23 protein-coding genes are annotated in these 22,655 nt (G+C 44.5%); 14 read left to right on the top strand and 9 right to left on the bottom strand.

The window, feature by feature from the left end; genetic code table 11:
- Nucleotides 1–79 precede the first annotated feature (79 nt).
- Complete coding sequence (locus Q8P86_01305; protein ID MDP3996316.1) at nt 80–358, top strand: RNA-binding protein; 279 nt, start codon at nt 80–82, stop codon at nt 356–358.
- Between the two features lie 135 nt (nt 359–493).
- On the opposite strand, the gene Q8P86_01300 is transcribed toward Q8P86_01305, so the two are convergent.
- Together Q8P86_01300 and Q8P86_01295 are read right to left on the bottom strand one after the other, a co-directional pair.
- A complete protein-coding gene (locus tag Q8P86_01300; GenBank protein MDP3996315.1) occupies nt 494–940 on the bottom strand; it encodes a hypothetical protein in 447 nt (148 codons plus the stop codon).
- A gap of 172 nt (nt 941–1,112) precedes the next feature.
- Nucleotides 1,113–1,880, bottom strand: a complete 768-nt coding sequence (locus tag Q8P86_01295; protein ID MDP3996314.1) for a prolyl oligopeptidase family serine peptidase — start codon at nt 1,878–1,880, stop codon at nt 1,113–1,115.
- A 108-nt stretch (nt 1,881–1,988) separates the two neighbouring features.
- Between Q8P86_01295 and Q8P86_01290 the strand changes: the two genes are divergently transcribed.
- From Q8P86_01290 to Q8P86_01245, 10 genes are all read left to right on the top strand, one after another.
- The gene (locus Q8P86_01290) at nt 1,989–2,261 is read left to right on the top strand and encodes a DUF5654 family protein (GenBank protein MDP3996313.1); all 273 of its coding nucleotides are present in this window, start codon (nt 1,989–1,991) and stop codon (nt 2,259–2,261) included.
- Nucleotides 2,262–2,341: 80 nt separating this feature from the next.
- Nucleotides 2,342–2,644 carry a hypothetical protein gene (locus Q8P86_01285; GenBank protein ID MDP3996312.1) on the top strand — a complete coding sequence of 101 codons (303 nt, stop codon included), beginning with the start codon at nt 2,342–2,344 and terminating at the stop codon, nt 2,642–2,644.
- A gap of 88 nt (nt 2,645–2,732) precedes the next feature.
- Entirely contained in the window at nt 2,733–4,667 is a 1,935-nt protein-coding gene (locus Q8P86_01280; protein MDP3996311.1) for a V-type ATPase 116kDa subunit family protein, read from the top strand.
- A 38-nt stretch (nt 4,668–4,705) separates the two neighbouring features.
- Nucleotides 4,706–5,185, top strand: a complete 480-nt coding sequence (locus Q8P86_01275) for a V-type ATP synthase subunit K (GenBank protein MDP3996310.1) — start codon at nt 4,706–4,708, stop codon at nt 5,183–5,185.
- Between the two features lie 79 nt (nt 5,186–5,264).
- Entirely contained in the window at nt 5,265–5,837 is a 573-nt protein-coding gene (locus Q8P86_01270) for a V-type ATP synthase subunit E (GenBank protein ID MDP3996309.1), read from the top strand.
- A 101-nt stretch (nt 5,838–5,938) separates the two neighbouring features.
- Nucleotides 5,939–6,913 carry a V-type ATPase subunit gene (locus Q8P86_01265; protein ID MDP3996308.1) on the top strand — a complete coding sequence of 325 codons (975 nt, stop codon included), beginning with the start codon at nt 5,939–5,941 and terminating at the stop codon, nt 6,911–6,913.
- Between the two features lie 15 nt (nt 6,914–6,928).
- The gene (locus tag Q8P86_01260) at nt 6,929–7,273 is read left to right on the top strand and encodes a V-type ATP synthase subunit F (GenBank protein MDP3996307.1); all 345 of its coding nucleotides are present in this window, start codon (nt 6,929–6,931) and stop codon (nt 7,271–7,273) included.
- Between the two features lie 111 nt (nt 7,274–7,384).
- Nucleotides 7,385–9,163, top strand: a complete 1,779-nt coding sequence (locus tag Q8P86_01255; GenBank protein ID MDP3996306.1) for a V-type ATP synthase subunit A — start codon at nt 7,385–7,387, stop codon at nt 9,161–9,163.
- Between the two features lie 50 nt (nt 9,164–9,213).
- Nucleotides 9,214–10,596 (top strand): V-type ATP synthase subunit B, encoded by a 1,383-nt coding sequence (locus Q8P86_01250; protein MDP3996305.1) that lies wholly within the window; start codon nt 9,214–9,216, stop codon nt 10,594–10,596.
- An 86-nt stretch (nt 10,597–10,682) separates the two neighbouring features.
- A complete protein-coding gene (locus tag Q8P86_01245) occupies nt 10,683–11,312 on the top strand; it encodes a V-type ATP synthase subunit D (GenBank protein MDP3996304.1) in 630 nt (209 codons plus the stop codon).
- A 23-nt stretch (nt 11,313–11,335) separates the two neighbouring features.
- On the opposite strand, the gene Q8P86_01240 is transcribed toward Q8P86_01245, so the two are convergent.
- A complete protein-coding gene (locus Q8P86_01240) occupies nt 11,336–11,512 on the bottom strand; it encodes a hypothetical protein (protein MDP3996303.1) in 177 nt (58 codons plus the stop codon).
- A 144-nt stretch (nt 11,513–11,656) separates the two neighbouring features.
- On the opposite strand from Q8P86_01240, the gene Q8P86_01235 reads away from it, so the two are divergent.
- The 3 genes from Q8P86_01235 (at nt 11,657) to Q8P86_01225 (ending at nt 14,413) form a co-directional block, all read left to right on the top strand.
- On the top strand, nt 11,657–11,890 hold the full coding sequence (locus tag Q8P86_01235; protein ID MDP3996302.1) for a DUF378 domain-containing protein: 234 nt from the start codon (nt 11,657–11,659) through the stop codon (nt 11,888–11,890).
- Between the two features lie 357 nt (nt 11,891–12,247).
- Nucleotides 12,248–13,582 carry a hypothetical protein gene (locus tag Q8P86_01230; protein ID MDP3996301.1) on the top strand — a complete coding sequence of 445 codons (1,335 nt, stop codon included), beginning with the start codon at nt 12,248–12,250 and terminating at the stop codon, nt 13,580–13,582.
- Between the two features lie 21 nt (nt 13,583–13,603).
- Nucleotides 13,604–14,413 (top strand): HAD-IIB family hydrolase, encoded by an 810-nt coding sequence (locus Q8P86_01225; protein ID MDP3996300.1) that lies wholly within the window; start codon nt 13,604–13,606, stop codon nt 14,411–14,413.
- A gap of 63 nt (nt 14,414–14,476) precedes the next feature.
- On the opposite strand, the gene Q8P86_01220 is transcribed toward Q8P86_01225, so the two are convergent.
- The 6 genes from Q8P86_01220 to typA all read right to left on the bottom strand — a co-directional run bounded on the left by Q8P86_01220 (nt 14,477) and on the right by typA (nt 22,600).
- On the bottom strand, nt 14,477–14,932 hold the full coding sequence (locus tag Q8P86_01220) for a hypothetical protein (GenBank protein ID MDP3996299.1): 456 nt from the start codon (nt 14,930–14,932) through the stop codon (nt 14,477–14,479).
- Nucleotides 14,933–14,997: 65 nt separating this feature from the next.
- Nucleotides 14,998–16,014, bottom strand: a complete 1,017-nt coding sequence (locus tag Q8P86_01215; protein ID MDP3996298.1) for an AAA family ATPase — start codon at nt 16,012–16,014, stop codon at nt 14,998–15,000.
- A gap of 480 nt (nt 16,015–16,494) precedes the next feature.
- On the bottom strand, nt 16,495–16,932 hold the full coding sequence (locus tag Q8P86_01210; GenBank protein ID MDP3996297.1) for a DoxX family protein: 438 nt from the start codon (nt 16,930–16,932) through the stop codon (nt 16,495–16,497).
- 53 nt (nt 16,933–16,985) lie between these two features.
- Nucleotides 16,986–18,146, bottom strand: coding sequence for a hypothetical protein (locus Q8P86_01205; protein MDP3996296.1), 1,161 nt, complete (start codon nt 18,144–18,146; stop codon nt 16,986–16,988).
- Complete coding sequence (locus Q8P86_01200; GenBank protein ID MDP3996295.1) at nt 18,134–20,482, bottom strand: phosphoketolase family protein; 2,349 nt, start codon at nt 20,480–20,482, stop codon at nt 18,134–18,136. The genes Q8P86_01205 and Q8P86_01200 overlap by 13 nt, the downstream gene beginning before the upstream one ends.
- A 327-nt stretch (nt 20,483–20,809) precedes the next feature.
- Nucleotides 20,810–22,600 (bottom strand): translational GTPase TypA, encoded by a 1,791-nt coding sequence (gene typA / locus Q8P86_01195; GenBank protein ID MDP3996294.1) that lies wholly within the window; start codon nt 22,598–22,600, stop codon nt 20,810–20,812.
- Nucleotides 22,601–22,655: the final 55 nt, after the last annotated feature.

The following is a 22,655-nucleotide window of genomic DNA, read 5'->3' as shown; positions in this document are numbered from 1 at the left end:
AAAGGCGTTTGCCTTGTAGTAGAGTAGCCATATTGAGAGGTCGGAACGAGTTGTTAGTAGATATTCAAATTGAAGCAATATGGCAAAGAAATTGTACGTAGGAAATCTTTCCTACACTACGACTTCTGACAGCTTGCGCGATACTTTCGCTCAAGCAGGATCAGTTCTCTCCGCTAATGTCATCTCTGATAAGATGACAGGACGCTCAAGAGGATTTGGTTTCATTGAAATGGAAGATGCCGACGCCGACAAGGCGGTTGACATGTTCAATGGAAAAGAAGTTGAAGGACGCACTCTTACTGTAAATGAGGCCCGCCCGATGGCGGAAAGACCTCCGCGCCGCGAATTCAATCGCTAAGCGAAAAAAACGGCTCACACTACCAGTGTGAGCCGTTTTTTTATTGACGACTTTGAATTACGAGACCCAAATCCCGCGTCTTTCTTTTAAATTTCGGCTGGGGCTTGTCAAAAATTATTCAACTTAAGATATCCACTAATTTAACCTAAATGTTAAAGGTTTTAAATTCGCAGCTACGCCGATTGCCAGGGCGATGATCAGTAAGTTTTTGATGATGTATTGTCCCTCTAATGTCGGAACCAAAAAACCGGCCCATGTCGTTGTAGGTAAAATAAACAAAGGCAGGGAGGTCGTAAACATGTGAATCGCCAAAAGAAAAATAGCCAGACGTTCGGCCCGAGGCGTTATAAAAAGCAAGCCGATAAGCATTTCAAACAGTCCGAACATTAAATAAAAATTTGAAAAAGACATAACTGAAATAGTCATGTCAAAAAGATCGTGAACCATTGGTCCGGCGGGCGACAAGCCGAAAATTTTTAAAATTCCAAACCAAAAAAATATTATGAAAAGAACCACCCGCGCGGCGCCGATGGAACAATGTTTAGCGGTGGAAATTATTTTTGAATCCAATTTTTCAAGCATAAGAATATTGTAACACGTGACTTGTAACGCTCAAACGACAAAATAAGCGACATGACTTGTGCATTTTGAGTTACATTGGAATTGTAAAAAGCCAGAGAAAGCAGGAAAAATAAAAAAGAAAGAGAGGAGAAAAAGAAGGAGCGAAAGGAGAGAGGCAAAAGCGGGCATCTTGTTATCGGGAACGCATAAACTTTTTTATGTGCTTATAGAATTTCAAATCCGTCGATTCCGATATGCCGAAATGTCCGCCACGAGGAAATGTTATAAGTTTCGCTCCTGTCTTTTCGGCAAATATACGGCTTGGCGCATACGGCACGACTCTATCGTCTTTTGCGTGAAGGATTAAGATTTTTTCGCCTTCTATAGAGTCCATTTCTTTTATAGGGTTATAAATTTTGCCTTGAGACAATTTTTTCCAGTGAGCAGAGGAGAAACGATAGGCGTTACCGAAACCTTGGCGCAAAAATTTACCGAGTTTGTCCAGTGGCTCGTCAGTGCTGTCTTTTGTCCAGTCAATAACCGGTGATATGGCGATGCCTCCAGCCACTTTTTTGTGGTGGGAGGCAAGAATGGCCGAACCGCCACCAAAACTTCCGCCTATAATAAAAAACCCCGAGCCAACAACCGACAACTTATGACTTTGACCGGACCATAAGTCGGTAACAGATTTTTTGGCGGAAAGCTCGTCTATTATGTCCATGATGTCTTCGTGTGGAGAACGAGCCAAAAAACGGCCATCGCTTTCCCATGTTCCGCGGTAGCTCGGCAGGAAAACCCAAAAACCTTTTTTGGACCAGAATTCCATCGTCTCGGGATTTTTTGGAGCGCCTGGCATGCCTTTTGCCAGAATGATGACTTTGTCGCGACTATGCCTGCGCTGTGGTGGCAGAAATTGGCAGACGATTTGCTTTTTGAATCGGGTGCGAAGCATTTTAGACATAATTCTTAATCCGGCATTTATGCGGATGCCACTAATAACGAATTTGCGAATCGGATTGGCACGGACGCCACATTTGCAGATTCGGATTATATTAAATATAATAAAATTATGATAAACCAACCGGCCGAATCTGCCAATCCCGATAAAAAATCCGGCATCACGTTTGAGATTCGTGAAAAAACTCTTGGCTATGTTACAGCCGGACTGGGGCTTGTGGCAGGGCTTGCATGGAACGACGCCATAAAATCTTTTATTGAATTTATCTTTCCCAAAAAAGGAAACTCCGTAAGCGCAAAATTTGTTTACGCCCTCCTCATAACTTTGGCGGTCGTTACTCTTACCGCTTATTTGGTTAGAATTTTAGGCAGGAAAAATAAATAATCGGTGGCTTTTTAGTCCTACATGTGTTAATATTCTTTCTGTTTTAGACCCGCGTAGGCGGTTTGTCTTGTCAATAAACAATGACTTACTTAAACACAATAATAGAAGCGGAAAAAGAGGCCGAAAATAATCTTGAAAGAGGTAGGCAAGAGGCCGTGTTGATTGTTGATGAAGCCAAAAAAAAGGCCTCTGAAGGTTTGGAAAAGACCAAGGAGTCGTTTAAAGACGTGCGCGCCAAACAACTCTCCACCCAAAAAGAAGCCCTAAAGAAGATGTATAAAGACATTCTTGCCGAGGGCTTTAAGCGTGCCCAAGGCCTTGAAAAAAGGGCGGAGGAAAACAAAGCAAAAGCGGTAGAAAATATTGTGCGGTCGCTTCTGTAATTATTTTTTGCGTCAGGCGCGAATATGCCGACAGGGCAAAGTGATTAGACGGCAGATGCTCTGCTTTGCGGATTCGGATTATATTTTTATGGCTATCGTGGAAATGAAAAAAATAAGGGCTTATGTTCACAAAAGCGCCGCCGGCGCTGTTTTTGAAACATGCCAGCGTCTTGGAATAGTTGAGTTTTCGGATATTTCTCCTGAATTAAAGTTGAACCGCGAGGAAAAAACCGATTTTGAATTCAACCGCGCCGCATCCCGTCTGCAATTTGCCGTGGAATTCCTTTCCAAATTTGAAAGCAAAAAAAAGTCCCTGAAAACGATGATTGAGGGCGACAAAATATGCGTAAAACAGGAAAAAATGGAGCATCTTTTTTTGAACTTTAATTTTAATACCGTTGTGGAAGAATTGGTTTCTTTGGAAGAGGACATCAATAAAGCCAAAACGTCCCTTAGAGACGTCAAAGATAAAATCATTATCGCAAGCGAGTGGACATTTTTGAAAAATCCTCTTTCTGACTTATTGACCGGCAAGACAAAGACCTTTCTTTTGAAAGGTGACGAAGTGGATATGGTTACCCTTGTTTCCGCTCTTTCTGAAAATGACATTGTGTACCACAGTTATTCGCATGGGGCATTGCATATATTGACGGTTTTCAACAGGTTTTCGGAAAAAACCGCTTCTTTGTCTTCATCTTTTCATTTAGAGATAATTTCTCTGCCCCACATTTCTCAATCAGCCGAAGAATATTTGCATGACTTGCACAAGCGCGAAGCAGAATTGAAAGACGAGGTCTCTCTTTTGGATGGAAAAGTCCGTTCCTTTTTGCCAAAAATTTCGGAAATAAAAATTTTGGCGGATTATTTGCGGTGGAAAAAGGAAAAGCATGACATACTGAGCTCTTCTTCAAAGGTTCAAGAGGTCTTGGTATTTGAGGGTTGGATTCCGACTAAAAAAATTACGGCCTTAAAGCAGGCGATTTCCAAGGAAACGCTATTTTTTGAAATGGAAGAAGCTCCTCTCGCGGAGGGAGAAGAACCGCCGGTTGAAATTGAAAACAAAGGACCTATAAAGGCCTTTGAGTCGGTAACCCGTCTTTATGGTCTGCCCGGTTACCGCGATTTGGACCCCACTCTTTTTCTTTCGGTTTTCTTTTTCGTGTTTTTCGGTTTGTCCTTGACTGATTTCGGTTACGGAATGCTTTTGGCGCTTATTCTGGGGTTTATTCTTCTTAAATACGAAGTGCCGAAGGACTCAAAGCCACTTATGACTCTATTGTTTTGGGGAGGTTTGTCGGCGGCCATTTTCGGGCTTTTGTTTGGAGGTTACCTTGGCATAAACCCCGAGGTCATGCCGAATTGGGTGCAAGCGTTGCAAAAATTTGACCCGATAGGTTCTCCCATGCCGGTTCTTCTGCTTTCCTTGGGACTCGGAGTTTTGCAGGTTATGTTTGGATTGGTTTTGAAAATAGTTCGGGAAGCGAAAAACGGAGCTCTTTTAGAGGGTCTTCTTGACCAAGGTCCGTGGCTTTTGACGTTTGTTTCTTTGCTTTTATACGGCGCAAATTCTTTCGGCCTTATTTCAGGAAATTCATCTTTATATGTCATGGCCACGCTTATTTCTGTGGGGCTTATAGTGGCAAGTCAGGCGCGCAAGGGAGAAACTCTGATTGGCAAGTTCTTCAAAGGGCTAATGTCCCTGTATGATTCGGTCGGATATTTTTCCGATGTCCTATCGTATTCGCGTATTTTGGCTTTGGGTCTCGCGACCAGCGCTTTGGCTTTCGCGGTCAACCTTATAGCCGTGCTTTTGCGAGACATGATTCCTGTTGTAGGGCCTGTCGTAATGGTTTTGGTCCTTATTGTTGGACACATTTTCAACATAGCCGTAAACCTTCTTGGGGCTTTCATCCATAGCGCCCGCTTGCAATTTGTTGAATTTTTCAGTAAATTTATAGTCGGTTCAGGAAAGCCGTTTAAGCCGTTCAGAAGGGAGGAGAGATACGTCGTTGTTGAAGAATAATAATTCGTCATTAAAAATTACAAGATAACTTTTTATTTATGGAAATCACACTGGGATTAGCTTTGGTTTTTGGAGGAGCGGCAACAGCCGCCGTTTTGGGTTTTATGGGTTCGGCTATAGGAATGGGTTACGCGGGGCAATCAGCCGCCGGCGCTTTGAGCGAAAGGCCGGAACTTTTCGGTAAGGTTTTGTTGCTTCAGGCCCTGCCCGGTTCGCAGGGTATTTACGGTCTGGTCGGCGCGTTTCTTATCTTAAACTTTGCCGGTCTTTTGGGCGGGGGAGACGCAGGGTCGGTAATTTCAACTTTTGAAGGCCTTCAATATCTTATAGCCGGAATTCCTTTGGGGCTTGCCGGACTTGTCTCCGCCATGTATCAAGGACGAGTATCGGCCGCCGGTATCGTGATGATTGCAAAAGACGACACTTTGACAGCTCGTGCCATGATTTTCGCCGCCATGGTTGAAACGTGGGCAATATTCGGCTTTCTTATAAGCTTTATATTGCTTACTTCCATATAAAAAACACCGAGCACAAATGGCACTCCTCTTGAGTATCTTTTCGGTTTACAGCCAGATAAGTTAATCGCCTAATGTTTCCATGTCTATAAACGACCTAACATCCAAGATAGAAAATGACGCGCTTCTTGAAAAAGAGGCGGTTATTTCTTCCGCCAAGAAAAAGGCATCGGAAATAGAGGCCTCCGGGCAGTTGGAGATTGAAGATTTTTCTCGAAAAATGGCCGAAGAAATCCGCCAGACCCTTGAAGAAAACGAACGCAAAGTCAAAGCGTCAGCGGTTCTTGAAGTCAAAATGAAAAATCAAGAAACCAGAAAAGCGGCTTTGGAAGGCGTGTTTGCCGAAGCGACCAAAAAAGTGACCGAACTTTCCTCCGAGGACTACGAAAAGTTTGTTTTCAAACTTGTCTCACTGATACCCAAAGACATATCCGGTGACGTTAAAGCCCTCTCTCCCAAGTCGCGTCTTTCAGAGACAGAAAGGGCTTTAAAAAACTCCGGATTTAAAATTGAAGCGGTCGCCGAGCCGTCGCTTAAAGCCGGCCTTAAAATCGCCGGAGATGACTTTGAATACGACCTTTCAATAGAAAGAGTCGCGCGGAGTTTGAAAGTCGAAAAGGAAACTGAAATGGCGAAAATCCTTTTTGGTCAGTAGTTGGGCAAATGCAGGCGTTTTTTTTGGCATACCGTTGTTTTGTTCGATCCACGGTGCTTTGCGGTCCGCCCAAATCTTTGTATGAGCGGCAATAACCAAACATGAATTCCACCTATATTTATTCCGGCTCCCGTTTATCCGTCCTTGCAAGCAAACTGCTTTCCGAATCACAGCTTGAGCGTCTTTTGAGCGCCAAGAGTTTAGACGAGGCGTACGCAGTCCTGCACGACACGTACTTGTCTTTACACGCCTCTAACTTTAAACCGTCAGGATTTGAGGGTCTTTTGGAAGCCGGAACCATGGAGGCCAGAAAAGCCATATTGTCTTGTTCTCCGGAACCTGAAAAAAGCGCGATTTTGTGGCTTCCGTACGATTTTTCAAACTTAAGAACCATAATAAAAGCCGTCAGACAAAACCTTTCAGACGACGAAACACTTTCAAAACTTAACCCTTTCGGAATTTTTGCCCCGCGCGAACTTCTTACCGCTTTCAGGTCGGGGAAAATGCGCCGATTCGGAAAAGCCATGGAATCGGCCGCGACAGAAGCGATGGAAGCCAAAGAATCTTTCATGATAGACCTTATAACAGACAAACATTATTTCAAGGAACTTTCTGAAATCGCCAGCCGAAGCAAAGACCTGTTCATAGAAAAATACTCGGCGCTTTTGATTGATATTTTCAACATTAAGGCGACTCTTCGTCTTGACGCCATCCCGAGCATTGTAAAAGAGGATGTGTTGGTTTCCGGAGGGACAATATCAAGGCGATTTTTGAAAGACAAAGGCGAAAGCAAGAAGTCCCTGATTCGTCTCGGAGGAGAAAAGTTTTTTGGGCAGGCGGTGGAGAGGTACGAAGAGAGTAACTCTCTCGCGCCAATAGAAAAAAAGCTTGACGAATTCCGTCTTGAATTTGTAAAAAGAGAAAGCAATTTTAATGTTTTCTCAGTGGCTTCTTTGGTCTGGTATTTTGAATCGGTAAAAAACAGCGAAAACATAATCCGCGCGGTTCTCTCCGCCAAGCAGACGGGCCTTCCGGAAAAGGAACTACGCGATGTGTTAAGGAAAGTCCTGATATAGACCTTAAAAATATTTATGGAACACAAACTGGCAATCATCGGCCCTAAAAAAATCGTTTCCGTATTCAAGGCGACCGGAGCCGACATTTTTGAGGCGGAAGACGCCGGCAACGCCGTTTTAATTATCCGCGACATAAAAAAGAAAATGGAAAGCGGAGAAGACGGCTCGCCTAAATACGCCGTTGTTGTGATAATTGAAAAGCTCCTCCGTGAAATTCGGGAAGAAGATTATGAAAAAATTTCGCGTGGAGCTTTACCTGCCATAGTGGCTATACCCGGCCTTGAAGGTTCTTCCGGTGAAGCTATTGAAAAACTTAAAAAGCTGGCTGAAAGGGCGGTCGGAATGGCTATCATTAAGTAACTTTGAGTTACGAAACTTGCTTCTCATATTGACGGAAGATTTGAGAAATGGGCTTGCCTAAAACCAAAAAATCCGTATACTGTACGAATATTTTGGTTTTTGCTAAAACACATGAAAGAAACAGAAGAAAAAACAGGCAGAATAGTAAGAATTTCAGGGCCATTGGTTGAAGCCAAAGGACTTCCCGCGCCGAAAATGTACGAAGTTGTGCGTGTTGGTCGTGAAAAGTTAATGGGTGAAATAATTGAGCTTAAAAAGGACAGAGTGTCAATTCAAGTTTACGAAGATACGGCCGGTATTGTCCCGGGCGAGCCGGTGGAGGGTACCGGACGCACAATGTCGGTGGAACTCGGTCCCGGACTTTTAGAGTCCATCTACGACGGCATTCAGCGTCCTCTTTCCGTAATTGAAGAAAAATCCCAGTCAGTTTATATCGCTCGTGGCATTGAAGCAGATGGTATTTCTCGTTCACGCAAATGGAATTTCAAACCGGTCGCGAAGGCGGGAGTTGAAGTTTCAGAAGGGGACATAATAGCTCAAGTTCAAGAGACGACTTTCATAAGTCACAAGATAATGGTGCCACCCGGAATTTTCGGCAAACTCAAATATGTCGCTCCGGCGGGCGAATATACCGTAACGGATGAAATAGCGACCATTACCAATGAAGAAGGACAAGATAGGCCGATAAGCATGCTTCAATACTGGCCTATTCGTGTTCCGCGTCCAAAAAAGGAGAAAATCTTTCCCGAAGAGCCACTTGTTACGGGCATGCGGGTTATTGACTCTTTCTTTCCTGTTACAAAAGGAGGAACGGCCGCCATCCCCGGCCCCTTTGGAGCCGGCAAAACCGTAACCCAGCAATCAATAGCCAAATACTGCGATGCTCAGATAATAGTTTATGTCGGGTGTGGCGAAAGAGGAAACGAAATGACTGAAGTGCTGACAGAATTTCCGCATCTAAACGATCCGAACACCGGAGAGCCGCTTATGAAAAGAACGGTGCTTATAGCCAACACTTCAAACATGCCGGTCGCCGCTCGCGAAGCATCTGTTTACACCGCGATGACTATCGCCGAATATTACCGCGACATGGGATATTCGGTAGCTCTTATGGCTGATTCCACTTCTCGTTGGGCCGAAGCCATGCGCGAAATTTCTGGTCGTATGGAAGAAATGCCCGGAGAAGAGGGCTATCCCGCCTATCTTTCCTCTCGAACCGCCGAATTTTACGAAAGAGCGGGTCTCGTCAAATGCCTTGGCTCTGACGGACGGGTGGGCGCTCTTACCGCTATTGGGGCGGTTTCTCCGCCCGGAGGAGACCTTTCCGAGCCGGTTTCCCAAGCCACTTTGCGCGTGGTCAAGGCCTTCTGGGGACTGGACGGTTCTTTGGCTTACAAAAAACATTTCCCTTCAATTAACTGGTTGAATTCCTACACCCTGTACATGCCCAATATTGAGAGTTCATGGAGAAAAAACGTCGCCGACGACTATCCCGAAGTGCGTCTTTCGGCGATGAATATAATGCAAGAGGAAAACAAACTCATGGAAATCGTTCGTCTTGTCGGCATGGAGTCGCTTTCAAACGAGGAGAAGCTCACTTTGCATATTGCCAAATCAATCCGCGAGGACTTTCTTTTTCAGAACGCTTTTGATGCCGAGGATGCTTACACACCGCCTCTTAAACAGTACAATATCCTGTCGTCCATGCTCGCTGTTTACGAAGAAGGTAAAAAAGTTGTCTCTCAAGACGAATTTGATTTTGAAGATTTTTTGCAAATCCCGTCCGTCAAAGAACTGTCTTTGCTTAAAACATTCGCGGTAAACGCAATGGACAGATACGAAACGTACAGAAAGAGAGCGCGGGAGGAAATCGGCGTTTTGAAGAAATAAACAAAGTCCGCCTAATCCAACTAATAGTTTAAGTTAACATTATGTCAAATATGTCGCTTGAAAAAAGTCACTCACTAAAAGAGTACAAAACAGCCGAATCAGTTTCCGGCCCTCTTTTGATTGTGACCGGAATTGACGGCGTGGGCTACGAAGAGCTTGTGGAGGTTACGATACCGGGTGAGAAAAATCCCCGTCTTGGAAAGGTTTTGGATTCTATGGAAGGCAAGGCGGTGGTGCAACTATTTCAGCCGACAAGGGGAGTGGAGACCAAAAACGCCAAGGTTCGTTTTAAGGGTGAAACCGCCAAAATCGGTCTGTCTCGCGACATGCTCGGTCGGGTTTTCTCCGGCGGTGGCGCGCCCATAGACGGCGGCGGGGAAGTGATAGCGGACAAAAAACTGGACATCGCCGGCGCCGCCTTGAACCCGTGGAGTCGGGAATTTCCGAACGACTTTATCCAAACGGGTGTTTCTTCCATTGACGTTATGAACACTTTGGTTCGCGGTCAAAAGCTCCCGATCTTTTCCGGCTCCGGTTTGCCTCACGCCCGTCTGGCTTCGCAAATCGCTCGCCAAGCCAAAGTGACGACCGGCGAAGCGTTTGCCATTATTTTCGCCACCATGGGCGTTACCTTTGAAGAAGCCGCTTATTTCAAAAAGGAATTTGAAGCTACGGGCGCCTTGGAAAGAAGCGTTCTGTTTCTAAACACCGCCGCCGACCCAGTGGTGGAACGCATCATGACCCCGCGTTTGGCCCTCACGGCGGCCGAATATTTCGCTTTTGAACAAGGCATGCATGTTTTGGTTATTTTGACCGATATGACAAATTACTGCGAAGCCCTTCGTGAAGTGTCTTCGGCCAGAAAAGAAGTCCCCGGCAGACGAGGATTTCCCGGTTATATGTATACCGACCTTTCAACCATCTATGAAAGGGCGGGACGAGTAAAAGGTAAAAAAGGAAGCATCACCCAAATACCGATTCTTACCATGCCTGATGATGACAAGACCCATCCTGTTCCGGACCTCACCGGTTACATTACCGAGGGCCAGTTTATAATTTCTCGCGAATCAAACACCAAGGGCATTTTCCCTCCGGTTGACGTGCAGGGTTCTCTTTCTCGTCTTGCCAATTCCGTTATGGGGAAGAAGACCCGAGAAGACCACGCCCAAGTAAAAGACCAGTTGTTTGCCTCCTATGCTGTCGGTAGGGAAGCCCGAGAGTTGGCGGTTGTCTTGGGCGAAGCTTCTCTTTCGGAGAGCGACCGCGCTCATATTCGTTTTGCTGAAGAATTTGAACGTCAGTTTATAAATCAAGGCGAGAGGGAAGACCGAAGCATTGAACAGTCCCTTGATTTGGGGTGGAAACTTTTGAAAATGCTTCCAAAAGAGAGCCTCAAACGCGTGAAGCCGGATATGGTTCTGAAATATATGTAACACTAAGCATGGAACACGGAACATAAATACGCGGATTGAATATTCGGCATCCGTCAAAATGTTAAATGTTACATGTTACACACTCTATGATATTAAAGGTTAATCCCACCAGAATAAGTCTTCTCAATCTAAAACGCGAGCTTAAAGTCGCGGGGAGGGGGCACAAACTATTAAAAGACAAGCGAGACGGGCTTATGAAAAAATTCATGAGTTCCGTCAGAGAAGTTAAATCGCTTCGCGAAAGAGTGGAAAGAGAAATGGGAGAAGTTTTTCGTTTATATGTGAGAGGTAGCTCCGCCATGCCGGAGACATCAATAGCCGGCGCTTTTCTTCTGCCCAATATCGTGTTGAATATTTTTGCAAAAAGCGAAACGGTAATGTCCGTGCCGACTCCGAATTTTTCGGTTTCTAAAAAAGGACGGCTTTTTTCTTACGGTTTTAGCGAAACCGGCGCCGACATGGATACTTCGGTTTTAAAACTTGACTCTGCCTTGCTTGAAATTGTCAAACTCGCCGAACTTGAAAAGACCCTTGAAAATTTGGCCATTGAAATAGAAAAAACTCGTCGCCGAGCAAGCGCCTTGGAAAATACCAAAATACCGAATCTCAAAGACACTATTCGTTTTATAACAATGCGATTGGAAGAGCAGGCAAGGGACGCCGTTGTGGCCACCATGCGCGTAAAAGCCCAAATATTGGCTACTGAAAATTCCTAAAAAATCTGATGCTATGCGTAGCATCAGATCTTTTTATTTGTCTTTGAATTACGAAACTCCAAATCCGCGTCTTTCTTTTCAATTTCGGCTACGGCTTTGCAAAAATTATTCAACAGATACTCTGTATATGCCTCATAATTTTTGCTTCGCCTCGCTCGAAATTGAAAAGAAATCCATCGGAAGCGAGTTTCGTAACTCAAAGAACTGTGGATTACTCGGTTGACTGATACGATATAATAAGTTGCATAATAGTAGTCGAAATTATTAGCTTAAATTTAACGGAACTTTGAGTTATGAAATAGGATTTCTATTGCGAGACCTGTTTTTGAACTCAAAGCATAAATATGAAAGGACTTCATATAATCAGCTTCATTATTCTTGTTGTCGGAGGTTTAAACTGGGGACTTATAGGAATAGGAGGATGGGACATCGTCGCTTACCTTGGTGAAATGCCCGCAAGAGTCGTTTACATTTTGGTAGGTGTCGCGGCTTTGGTGGAAGTATTTACTCACAAAGCCACATGTCGCGCCTGCAAATCAAATTCAGACGCGCCGGCAATGGGAGGGCAGACAATGTAATCTATGCAAGATAAAAGCCCCGTACGAGACGCCTCGGCTCTCGTACGGGGTTTTTTTCGTCAGCAGACGTCAAAAAACCCCCTCCCCTCTACACCTTGCCTTATTGAATTACAAAATACGGCAGGCGTCCCCCCCCACGAGGAAAGTCACAAAAAAGTGACTAAGACCGGGCAAGCGCCCTTGGAGCGGTCACTTTTTTGGGAGCTTTCCGTGTGGGGGGGTAAAGCCAGGTATTTTGTAATTCACAGCTGCCAAAAATTTTCCATAAAGGGTCTGTTGCCGAATAGGCTTTTGAGTTGATTTTTTCAAAATTCGTGCGAGGCGAAGTTTCAAATTTATGGCTTATGCTCTGAAGTATTGGCCAAAAATTTGAAACAAGCCGTAGCCGAATTTTGGATAAATCAGCCAAAATGGATATTCGGTAACAGACCCATGAATACTTTCAGTATTTTTTACCCGAAGGACAGCCGGATGTGGAAAAGTTCCTGTCATAAATGCTACAATAACGGCATGGAAGTAATTGGGGAGGCATACGAAAAAAGCAAAGAGCTTTTAAAGACCTTAGCCACCGAAAGCGGTTTTGTGGCCTCTATGCAGGATACGACAAACTATAAGCGCGTATGGGCGCGCGACAGTATTATCGCCGGACTTTCCGGCGTGTTTTGCGGAGATAGCGCCCTTATAACTGCTTTTGAAAATTCTCTAAGAACTTTAAGGAAGTTTCAGGACGAAACGGGCAGAATACCGAGCAATGTTTCCGTGGAGGAGGGGAAGGTCAGTTACGGAACGACCGTGGGTAGGATTGACGCGACATTGTGGTATGTCATCGGCGTTTGCCAGATGGCGCTTATTACCGGCAACAAGGCATTTTTTATTGAATTTAAAGATTCAATTGAAAAAAGCATTTTTTATTTGAAATGTCTGGAGCTAAACGGCAGAGGTTTTTTATATATTCCGCAAGGTGGCGACTGGGCGGACGAATATATAAATCACGGCTATGTTTTATACGATCAAATTCTTTACTATTTCGCCCTGACTTTTTATTCCAAGTGCACGGAGGACCCGGCCACAACCCAGAAAAAGGACTATGTCAGAGAACTTATAAAGGTGAATTTCTTGCCGAAGGCCGAATATTCGGGTGGCAGTCATGTTTACCACAAAGCTCTTTACGAGATTGGGCTCAAAGAATACAAGCCACCTCTTCCTGTAGCTTATTTTTCCAATCACAGCATACGTTTTCACGTTGACACGTTCGCTTGCGGACTGCTCTTGCTTTCCGATATCGCTCCGGACGAGGAGAATGTGGCAATCAGGGAAAAGCTGGTAGAATTGGCCAAACACAATGTTTTTCCCATAATGCCTTCTTTTCACCCCGTTATATCTCAGGGCGATCATAATTGGGACCATTTGAAAAGAAGCGCCATTTTTGAATTTCGCAACGACCCGCACGAATATCAAAACGGCGGTCTCTGGCCTTTGGTCCACGGTTTTTTCGTTTCTTCTTTTCCTAAAAAAGAAGGCGAGAAAAAACTTGAGGCATTTGCTCGGACACTGCAAGAAGACGGTTACATTTTTCCGGAATATTACAGCGGAAAAACATTTGAGCCGAAGGGGATTATGAGGCATGGCTTTTCCGCGGCCGCGTATATTATCGCTTACGAAGGAGTGGTTAATGGCAAAAGATTATTTTAAAGGCCTAATTTATTATTGTTCATGTTTATCCTTGCAACCGACCTTGACCGCACTCTTTTGCCAAACGGAAAAGAACCGTATGACGGCACCGTTTCAGAGTTGTTTGCGAAGATTTCCGAAAAAAAATTCGTATTGGCCTATGTCACCGGCCGTGACTTGAATTTGGTTTTGGACGCGGTGAAAAAATATGGCATAAAGTTGCCGGATTTTCTTTTGGCTGAAGTCGGTACTGTGATGTATGAGAAGAAAGGGGATAAGATGATTCCGCTTTCGGATTGGAGCGAGTACGTGCGAAAAAAAACTCAAAACTGGAACAGGGACAAAATAGTGGAAATGGTTGGCATGAGAGACCTTTTGGAACTTCAAGAGGGCTGGAAGCAGAATGAGTTTAAAGTAAGTTTTTACCTGAAAGAAAAGGATAAAAAGGAGGAAATCCTAAGAAAAATAGGAAAGTCCTTGGCCGATATTGAAATTCCGGCCGATGTGATTTGGAGTATTGACCCTCTGCAAAACGATGTCGGACTTATTGATATTTTGCCCGAAAGCGCGACAAAAGTCACCGCTTTGGAGTTTTTGCGTCTGAAACTTGGCGTTGAAAAAGAAGCGGTTTTTTACTGTGGCGATAGTGGCAACGACTTGTTGCCTTTGACTTTCGGTTATAAAGCGATAGTCGTGGCTAACGCGCCCGAAGAAGTAAAGGAAAAGGCGCGTCTTCTCACGCGGGAGAAGGGTTATGGCGAGCTTTTATATATTGCCTCCGGTAAATACGGCAACGGCAACTATTCTTCCGGTATTCTGGAGGGTTTGAAACACTACGGAGTTGTCTCTTAATCCAAGGAGTCGTCTTTAAGATTTATAGTGGAGATAAGGGTTAAGAATTAAACAGAGAGAATTTTAATTTTTACTTTCATCCGCCTTCAACCTCTCAATCCCATGCTTTGCAAACTCCACTTCCCATACAATTTCGCATTCCATACGTCTTGTGAATCGTTCCTCGTCGGTCATCTTTTCAAGCTCCTTTTGTGAATATTTTATATGAAAATCTCGCTCGCCAAGCCATGAACTGATCTCGTCCCACGCAGAGTGCTCGTCATACCGCTCTATCAATTTTCGAGTTGCAGGTTCATCATCCATGTCCATTGTTGAATAATACTTGCCTGCCTCCTCGTCATATTCCACATAGTCCTCAAATCCCATTTCCTTCGCAAAAGAAAACACATAATCTCGAATTTCTTTGATTTTACTATCCTTCTTCATATCTGATTCGCAAATCGCGTTAGCCATCCAGTCCGCCATATATACGGCACGAATCAAATTCCAATACTGCTCCTTTGTAAAGCTTATCTTCATACTTGTTTTTTGTTTTGACCTTTTGTCTATACCGACGAAATGGCTGTTAAGCCCAAAAAAATTGTTCAGTAGGCCGAAAGAACCTTCAAAATATTTTTCGATAGAATAGCAAATTCTTCTTTTGATTTTTCTATATTTTCTTTCGTGCCTTGTTGGTTATCGGCTATTAGCGAGGGGTCAAGAGCAAAAATCGCAACCCCAAGTTCTTGGCACTTAGCCGGAATCCTGCCATAATCCTGAATTATATTTAATGGGTTTTTCCAACTTTCCTCCACAAGTCCATTCCGACAATGCTTTTCCGAAAGATAAGCTCGCACTTTTCCTGGAATTTTTTCAATCCACGCGCGATGGTCAGCAATCGGTTGTCTGCCGTAAACATTATATGAATTAACGATGTATCCTATAAAAAGAGGGTCTCCGGGTAACACCAATTTTGTCTCGGTGTTGCCTGCCAGCGCTTTGGCGGAATTTCGCCATTGTATTTTCCATTTTTCATAAACAGTTCCTAAATTTTCGACACCTTGAACACTAAAAGCGTCTGGCATCATTGGCACGACAAAATAATCTGCCCCGAGTAAAATCATCTGATTTAGCAATCCTAAACTTGGCGAGGTATCAATGATAAAAATGTCTATCTGTTCACTTAACCCTTTTTCTCGTAAAAACCGATCGATGGCGCTTGTTTGAAAATACCCGATTGGCTGTCCGGAAGCCGCTTGCCCATAAGCGGTTGAAAGCAAACCTTCGTAGACAGAAAGATTTATATCGCCCTTGAGGAGCAAAAGATTTTTATTCGCTTTAACAGGAAGGAACTTTACGGCAAGATTTATATCGTTACCGCCTTCAATCACGCCCCGCAAGACATCATATATGGTTTTTTCTGTTTCTGAAAAAAGGTTTTCCGCGTAATACTCTTCACCCATGGCCAGACGGGAAAGGTTGCATTGCGGGTCCAAGTCAATAAGAGCGGTTTTGTATCCCTCTTTGGCAAACGAAACGGCGCAATTAAAAGCCAAAGTCGTCTTGCCGACTCCTCCTTTGTTATTTACAAAAATAAGCTTTTTTGAGCGAGGAAATTTCATCGATTACATTATATACAATGTCCAGTCAATAGACAATAATTGCGATACTCTATGCAATAAAACTATCTCGTTCGGTCTCGCGAGCAGAACTTCTTGGTATTATGCCCGGGCGAGTCCTAATTTGTTGTGGATTTTAGTGTTTTTTTAATATATCCGCTACTGTGCGCGTCCGTCATTTCGCCTCCCGAGCACCCCTCTGCCAAAGCTAAAGCTTGGCGATAGCAGGCAAGTCGGTCGCCATGCAAACTAAAAAATTTGCGACAGTTCTGAACACTAAAATATTCAGTGATAAACATTATCCCCCTCTTTAACTCTTGACTCGTACCCACATGGGTACCGCTTGATATGGACATGTGTTTAGTGTCGTAAGTTTTACCCCCACACCTTAATGCCCTGTGCTTCGCGTAGGGCAAAGAGCATGGAGCACACCGCTTCCTCTTGCCACGCAGGTTTAACGCCCTGTGGCAAGGTTGTGGGGGCTTACCTGTTTAACATTCCATCCACTCCCCAGTACCTGCCGGCGCGGAAAGCTATGAGGACAAGAAATACCAGAGCGTAAATTATATGTTCGTCCACTATGTAGGAATGGTCGCCCGCGTAGGGGAAAGTCAGGACGGGGAAGTAATAAAGAATCATAAGCATGAGCCCGCCCCAAGAAGCCCATTTTGTAAAGGCGCCCAAAATCAAAGCGACTCCTATCAAAGTCAGGCCCCACTCGTTTAAAATGTTTATAAAAGGCAATATGTCAGGATTTGTGAACCACTTGAAAAGCTCCGGAAAAGTTTGAGCGTTATTCAAATATCCCGCGGCGCTCCACTGTGGATTTAAGATTTTTGTAATTCCTGCGTAAAAGAAAAGACAACCAACCGCCACACGTAGAAGAATCAAAGAAACTTTTTGCAATTTATTTCCTACCATTTTAATAAATTATTTTTATAATGCTTGGCCGACATGCCAAGTTTTGTTAATTGTTAAAGACGATTTAATACTTCATCGGCCAGCATCTTCATTTCTTCGGTTGCCACAACTAAAACCGACACTTTTCCTTTGCCTATCGGCGTATCCGTAACATTTTCCTTGTTTTTACTCTCGTCAATTTCCACCCCCAGATGAAGAAGTCCTTCGCAGATTTTCGTCCTCAAAAAATCGGAACGTTCGCCGATGGTACCGGTGAATACAAGAGCGTCCAACCCGCCCAAAACGGCAAAGTAAGAGCCGATGTATTTTCTAATATTATAGCAGTAAAAATCAACGGCCAGTTCCGCGTCCGCGTCTCCCTCCTGCAACCTGTCAATAAGTTCCCTCATGTCGTCGCTTCCTCCAAGAGCCAAAAGTCCCGACTTGTACCAAAAAATGTCTTTTAAATCGTCATGGGATAAATTGTCCTGCTGACCGATTTGAAGCACCGTGCCTGCTCCTATATCACCTACGCGGGTACTCATGGGCAGACCTTCAAGGGGTGTAAAACCCATAGAAGTATCAACACTTTTACCTCCTCTTACGGCAGTGATACTGGCTCCTCCTCCCAGATGAACTACTATTGATTTATCCGGTCTGCCACCCAAAATTTTCTCCGCCTTTAAAACGGCCGATTGCACCGATAGTCCGTGGTATCCGAGGCGCGGGAACCGTTCTCGCATCTCCTTTGGCAAAGCGTAAATTTTCGCCACATCCGGCAAGCTGTCGTGGAAAGCGCTATCGGAGACGCCGTAGAGGGGAGTATTGGGAAACTCCTTTTTTAGCGTTTCTATTTCTTCAATTTCAATATTGACGTGGACGGGGTCCGTTTGTTTAGCAACTTCAAGTTCTTCCATGTATTGACTGTCTATTATCTTTGTCGGAAGCAGTGCCGGCCTCGGCGCGACCGTGCGAATGCCAAACGCGTCTGGAAAAAACGAATCGGGAATTTCTTTGTCGTTCGTCATCTCCGATAAAAATATTAGAATGGCTTTTTTGTATTGGCCCTCCGAAAGAGCTATTCTTTTCACTTGCCCGTTTTTTGACTTATGGTTCGCGAAAAATTCTCCTTTTATTGATTCCGCATGAAAACTTCCGACCTCTTCTTGATTTTTATAGAGGGCGTATTTTTTGGAAGCGCTTCCAGTATCAACCGCGATAACTATTTTTTCCATGTCCATTTTTCTATTTCTTCGGGATCAACTCCGTTTTCCTTAATAAAAACACGATGCTCTGAAATTTTCTTCTTGTACTTTTCAATGATTTCAGAAGCCGAATTTTGGGCTATTCTGCCGTTGTCCGCCAAGACCTCCGTTGCTTGCATTACTATATTATACCTGCTTGTCTTGTTTCTTATGTGCATATCAAAGGGCGTCGTGGTGGAGCCGTTTTCTATATAGCCGTTGACTCGGAAGCGAGAAGGATTGCTCTGGTGTATAAGCATGGAAGATACGGCTTCGGGGTAGCCGTAAAAATTGAAAATGACAGGTTTGTCTTTCGTGAAATAGTCATTGAAGTCGTGGAAGGGCAGACGGCAAGTTTCATCTCCGATGCCCAAAGCAGTGAGTTCCAAAACATTAACAAAACGGATTTTCAGGTCCGGGACTTCTTTCTTTATGATTGAAAGAGCGGCCAAGGCCTCTTTGGTAAGATAGTCCCCAATACCGCAAAGGACGATGTCAGGGTTTTCATCACTGGCAAAATCCCAAATCATAAGTCCTCTCAAAAGTTCTTTTCGGGCCATTTCAGTAGTAAGCCATCGCGGTTCTAATGTTTTACCGGCCACCAAAACGTGAATTTCACCGGTGCTTTTCAGGGAGGCGGAAAGCGTTTCAAGCATGCTGTTTCCGTCGGGCGGGAAAAATATTTTCACAAAACATCCGTGTTTCGCGAGCATATTGCTCACAAATCCAGGGTTTTGGTGTGAAAAACCGTTGTGTTCCTGTCGCCATCCGGAAGATGTCAGAATGTATACAAATGTGGGGATTTTTTTGCGCCACGCCACTTCCCGAGCTATCCGCAGGAATTTGGCATACTGGTCGGCCATACTGCTTACAATTTGAATAAAAGCTTCATAGGAAGCGAAAACCGCTCGCCGGCCCGTTAAAATGTAACCTTGGGAGAGTCCCTGTAGTGAATGCTCGCTGAGCATTTCAATCACTCTGCCCTCGGGGGAGATGTCTTTGTCCCATTCCTTGGTCGGCCAGACAAAAGCGCGTTCTGTTTCTTCAAATACCGCGTCAAGTTTGTTTGAATATGTTTCGTCGGGAGAGAATAATCTGAAGTTCGCTTTATCCGCGTTTTTCCGAAATACTTCTTTCAAAAACAGTCCTGCTCGGCGCATACTGCTTGAACCTATCGTGCCGGGCTTTCGGGCGTCTTCCGCGAATTCTTCTGTTTCAGGAAGTTCCAAAACGGCCTTTTCTTCGTCTTGGTTCGCGTGTTTGTTTTTACCCATGCGCAGTTCGGGTGGCGGGCAAACGTCTAAAATATCTTCTGAAAAACCCTTTTCCGGACTGAATAACTCTTGAAATTTGTAAGAAGCTAACCATTGACGCAAAAGCCGACGCTCGTCTTGTCGTTCGCGCGCGTTTTTAAGAATTATTTGGTGGGAAGCGCAATTCCCCTCCAATTTTTCGCCTTTAAACGACTCAACGCCGGTCCAGCCCTTTGGGGTCTTCAGTATTATCATGGGGAAGCGAGGCAGGTCTTTTTTTCCTTCTTTTGCCTCGTTTTGTATCATTCTGATTTTTTGATAACAGTTTGAAAGAACGCCGGCCATTTGGGAGTAGATGTCTCCTTTGTCTTCTTCGGCCACTATTATCGGTTCGTAGCCGTAACCCTCAAAGAGGGAAATCAATTCTTTGTCGCTCATTCTTCCAAAAACGGTTGGACCTGATATTTTGTAGCCGTTTAAATGGAGAATAGGCAAAACAGCCCCATTTGTCGCGGGGTCTATGAATTTGTTTATATGCCAAGCGGTAGCGAGAGGCCCCGTTTCAGCTTCTCCGTCTCCGATTAATGTGGCGACAATAAGGTCGGGATTGTCTAAAACAGCACCATAAGCGGTAGAGAGAGAGTAGCCGAGTTCTCCTCCTTCTAAAATAACACCGGGGGTTTCGGGGTTTGAATGGCTCGGAAAGCCGTAAGGCGTGCTGAATTTTCTGGATACGTAGGCAATGCCTCCTTCATCTCTTTTGGCTTCGCTGTAAATTTCTTCCAAGGTTCCTTCCAAAAACAAATTGGCTTGCAGGGCGGGGAAGCCGTGTCCCGGTCCCAGGATGAAAAGAATATCGGCTTTTGTCTTTTTTATGAGGAGGTTCAGGTGAGCATATACGAAATTTATACCCGGGCATGTGCCCCAGTGGCCGAGAAGACGCGGTTTGATGTCGGTTTCTGAAAGAGGGCCTTTCAGTAGAAAGTTGTCACGAAGATAGAGCTGGGTTACCACGAGATAATTGGTTGCCCTTACGTATTTTTTCAGTTGTTCAATCTCCTTTGTCATTGGCATGATTCCTTTGAATCATTATACCACTGTGTGGGAGAATGTCGTGGGGACGGTACAAGTTTCGCGTAACCGCTTACATTGATGAATAGGATTTAGGAATAAGGAATAAGAGAATTTTCAATTTTGCAATTTTGCAATTTTCAATAAATTTTCAATAAATCAATTTTCAAACAAGAAAGCAAGCAAGGAGGGGCGAACACTGCTTACGAATTTGATGCATTGAAAATTTCGGGATTTGATTGAAAATTGAAAATTGAAAATTATCTTAATTCGTAAATCCTAAATCCTAAATCTTATCTAATTCTTAATTCATATCCTCCGCGCGCGAGCCTACTCCCGCGTGGTTGTTGTTTTGTTTTTTCCTCTCTCCGCTTTGGTCAGATATTTCTTGCGAAGCCGGATATTTTTAGGGGTGATTTCCAAGTAGTCATCAATGGACATTGTTTCAAGTCCGCGTTCTATGGAAAGAGAAAGAGGGGGAACAAGCATTATCGCCTCGTCAGAGCCGGAAGCTCGCACGTTTGAAAGCTGTTTGCCTTTGGTCGGATTTACGTCCAAGTCGTCGCCTTTTGTTACGTTGCCGATTATCATTCCCTCGTAAACGTTCTCTCCCGGAGCGATGTAAAGTGAACCCCTTTCCTGCAAGTTCCATAACGAAAAAGCCAAGGCCTTGCCGGAGGCCATGGAAACCATAGAACCGAAAGAGTGTCTTTTTATGTTTCCAGCGTATTCTTTAAAGGCGACAAAACGCGAAGAAAGCAGACCTTCGCCTTTGGTGTCCACTATAAATTCGTTTCTAAATCCCAGAAGTCCGCGGGTCGGTATTTCAAAAACCAACCGCGAACGGCTACCCATTTCTTTGTGGTCAGTCAATATACCCTTTCTTATTGAAAGTTTGCTTATAATCTCGCCGGAAAATTCATGGGGCGCGTCTATTATGGCTTCTTCAAACGGTTCAAGAATAATGCCGTCTTGTTCTTTTGTGATAACCTGTGGTTCTGAAACCTGCAATTCGTATCCTTCCCGCCGCATGTTTTCCAAAAGCACCGCGACGTGCAGTTCTCCTCGGCCAAAGACCTTAAAAAAGTCGCCAGCGGAAAAATCAACCTTTAATCCCACGTTTATTTCCAGCTCCTTTTCCAGTCGTTCTCGGACTTGTCTTCCTGTCACAAACTTTCCTTCTCTTCCAGCGAAAGGTGAGTCGTTTACCAAAAAGTTTAGAGATATTGTCGGTTCGTCCACGGCAATAGCGGGCAAAGGGACGCTTTCGGGGTCTTCGCACAGAGTGTCTCCTATAAAAATATCCTTAAATCCGGCCACCAACGCTATGTCTCCGGAGAGCGCTTCTTTCGCCTCTGTTCTCGTGGTGCCTTCAAATGTGTAGAGCTTCGTAACTTTGCCTGTCCACGGATTCTTATCCGGATGTTTTACCGTCAGAGTCATTCCCGGCTTTACTTTGCCTTCATAAATCCTGCCGACGGCCAGCCGTCCCAGAAAGTTGTCATAAGCCAAGTTAAATGGCTGGAAACGCGCAGGTTTTTCAATGTCTTTCGTGGCGGGAGGAACTTCCTCAAGTATGGTTTCAAGAAGAGGGGAAAGGTCTTTAAAATCATCTTCAAGTTTTTTCTTTGCCACCGCGTCTTTACCAATGGCGTAAATTGTCGTGAAGTCAAGCTGGTCGTCCGTCGCGCCAAGGTCAATGAAAAGTTCCAAGACCTCATCGTGAACTTCCGCGGGGCGCGCCGCCGGTTTGTCTATTTTATTAAGTATTACTATCGGTTTAAGTCCGAGTTCCAATGACTTTTTCAAAACAAAACGGGTCTGTGGCATCGGCCCTTCCTGCGCGTCAACAAGCAAAAGAACCGTATCAATGGCGCGGAGAACTCGCTCCACTTCAGAGCCGAAATCGGCGTGCCCCGGCGTGTCCACGATGTTGATTTTGGTGCCTTTGTAAATTAGGGAAGCGTTCTTCGCGTAAATGGTAATGCCACGCTCCTTTTCAAGGGCGTTTGAATCCATGCTTTCCCACGCGCTGTTGCCTGACTGCTTCATAAGAGCGTCCACAAGAGTGGTTTTGCCGTGGTCAACGTGAGCGATAATTGCTATATTGCGAATTTCCATAAAATAAAAGAAAAGCCCATCCGGGCTTGTTTCTCTTCCATTTAATCATTAAAAC

It is taken from the genome of bacterium (assembly GCA_030699905.1).
Lineage (GTDB): Bacteria > Patescibacteriota > Minisyncoccia > Phycocordibacterales.
This window is presented reverse-complemented; position numbering and strand designations above follow the sequence as displayed.

Bases quoted from the DNA above. Each gene is read 5' to 3' on its own strand.
- Q8P86_01285 (MDP3996312.1), top strand. From the start codon at position 2,342: ATGACTTACTTAAACACAATAATAGAAGCGGAAAAAGAGGCCGAAAAT.
- Q8P86_01225 (MDP3996300.1), top strand. From the start codon at position 13,604: ATGTTTATCCTTGCAACCGACCTTGACCGCACTCTTTTGCCAAACGGA.
- Q8P86_01260 (MDP3996307.1), top strand. From the start codon at position 6,929: ATGGAACACAAACTGGCAATCATCGGCCCTAAAAAAATCGTTTCCGTA.
- Q8P86_01220 (MDP3996299.1), bottom strand. From the start codon at position 14,932: ATGAAGATAAGCTTTACAAAGGAGCAGTATTGGAATTTGATTCGTGCC.
- Q8P86_01255 (MDP3996306.1), top strand. From the start codon at position 7,385: ATGAAAGAAACAGAAGAAAAAACAGGCAGAATAGTAAGAATTTCAGGG.
- Q8P86_01290 (MDP3996313.1), top strand. From the start codon at position 1,989: ATGATAAACCAACCGGCCGAATCTGCCAATCCCGATAAAAAATCCGGC.
- Q8P86_01305 (MDP3996316.1), top strand. From the start codon at position 80: ATGGCAAAGAAATTGTACGTAGGAAATCTTTCCTACACTACGACTTCT.
- Q8P86_01270 (MDP3996309.1), top strand. From the start codon at position 5,265: ATGTCTATAAACGACCTAACATCCAAGATAGAAAATGACGCGCTTCTT.
- Q8P86_01300 (MDP3996315.1), bottom strand. From the start codon at position 940: ATGCTTGAAAAATTGGATTCAAAAATAATTTCCACCGCTAAACATTGT.
- Q8P86_01250 (MDP3996305.1), top strand. From the start codon at position 9,214: ATGTCGCTTGAAAAAAGTCACTCACTAAAAGAGTACAAAACAGCCGAA.
- Q8P86_01295 (MDP3996314.1), bottom strand. From the start codon at position 1,880: ATGTCTAAAATGCTTCGCACCCGATTCAAAAAGCAAATCGTCTGCCAA.
- Q8P86_01265 (MDP3996308.1), top strand. From the start codon at position 5,939: ATGAATTCCACCTATATTTATTCCGGCTCCCGTTTATCCGTCCTTGCA.
- Q8P86_01275 (MDP3996310.1), top strand. From the start codon at position 4,706: ATGGAAATCACACTGGGATTAGCTTTGGTTTTTGGAGGAGCGGCAACA.
- Q8P86_01280 (MDP3996311.1), top strand. From the start codon at position 2,733: ATGGCTATCGTGGAAATGAAAAAAATAAGGGCTTATGTTCACAAAAGC.
- typA (MDP3996294.1), bottom strand. From the start codon at position 22,600: ATGGAAATTCGCAATATAGCAATTATCGCTCACGTTGACCACGGCAAA.
- Q8P86_01210 (MDP3996297.1), bottom strand. From the start codon at position 16,932: ATGGTAGGAAATAAATTGCAAAAAGTTTCTTTGATTCTTCTACGTGTG.
- Q8P86_01205 (MDP3996296.1), bottom strand. From the start codon at position 18,146: ATGGAAAAAATAGTTATCGCGGTTGATACTGGAAGCGCTTCCAAAAAA.
- Q8P86_01200 (MDP3996295.1), bottom strand. From the start codon at position 20,482: ATGCCAATGACAAAGGAGATTGAACAACTGAAAAAATACGTAAGGGCA.
- Q8P86_01215 (MDP3996298.1), bottom strand. From the start codon at position 16,014: ATGAAATTTCCTCGCTCAAAAAAGCTTATTTTTGTAAATAACAAAGGA.
- Q8P86_01235 (MDP3996302.1), top strand. From the start codon at position 11,657: ATGAAAGGACTTCATATAATCAGCTTCATTATTCTTGTTGTCGGAGGT.
- Q8P86_01245 (MDP3996304.1), top strand. From the start codon at position 10,683: ATGATATTAAAGGTTAATCCCACCAGAATAAGTCTTCTCAATCTAAAA.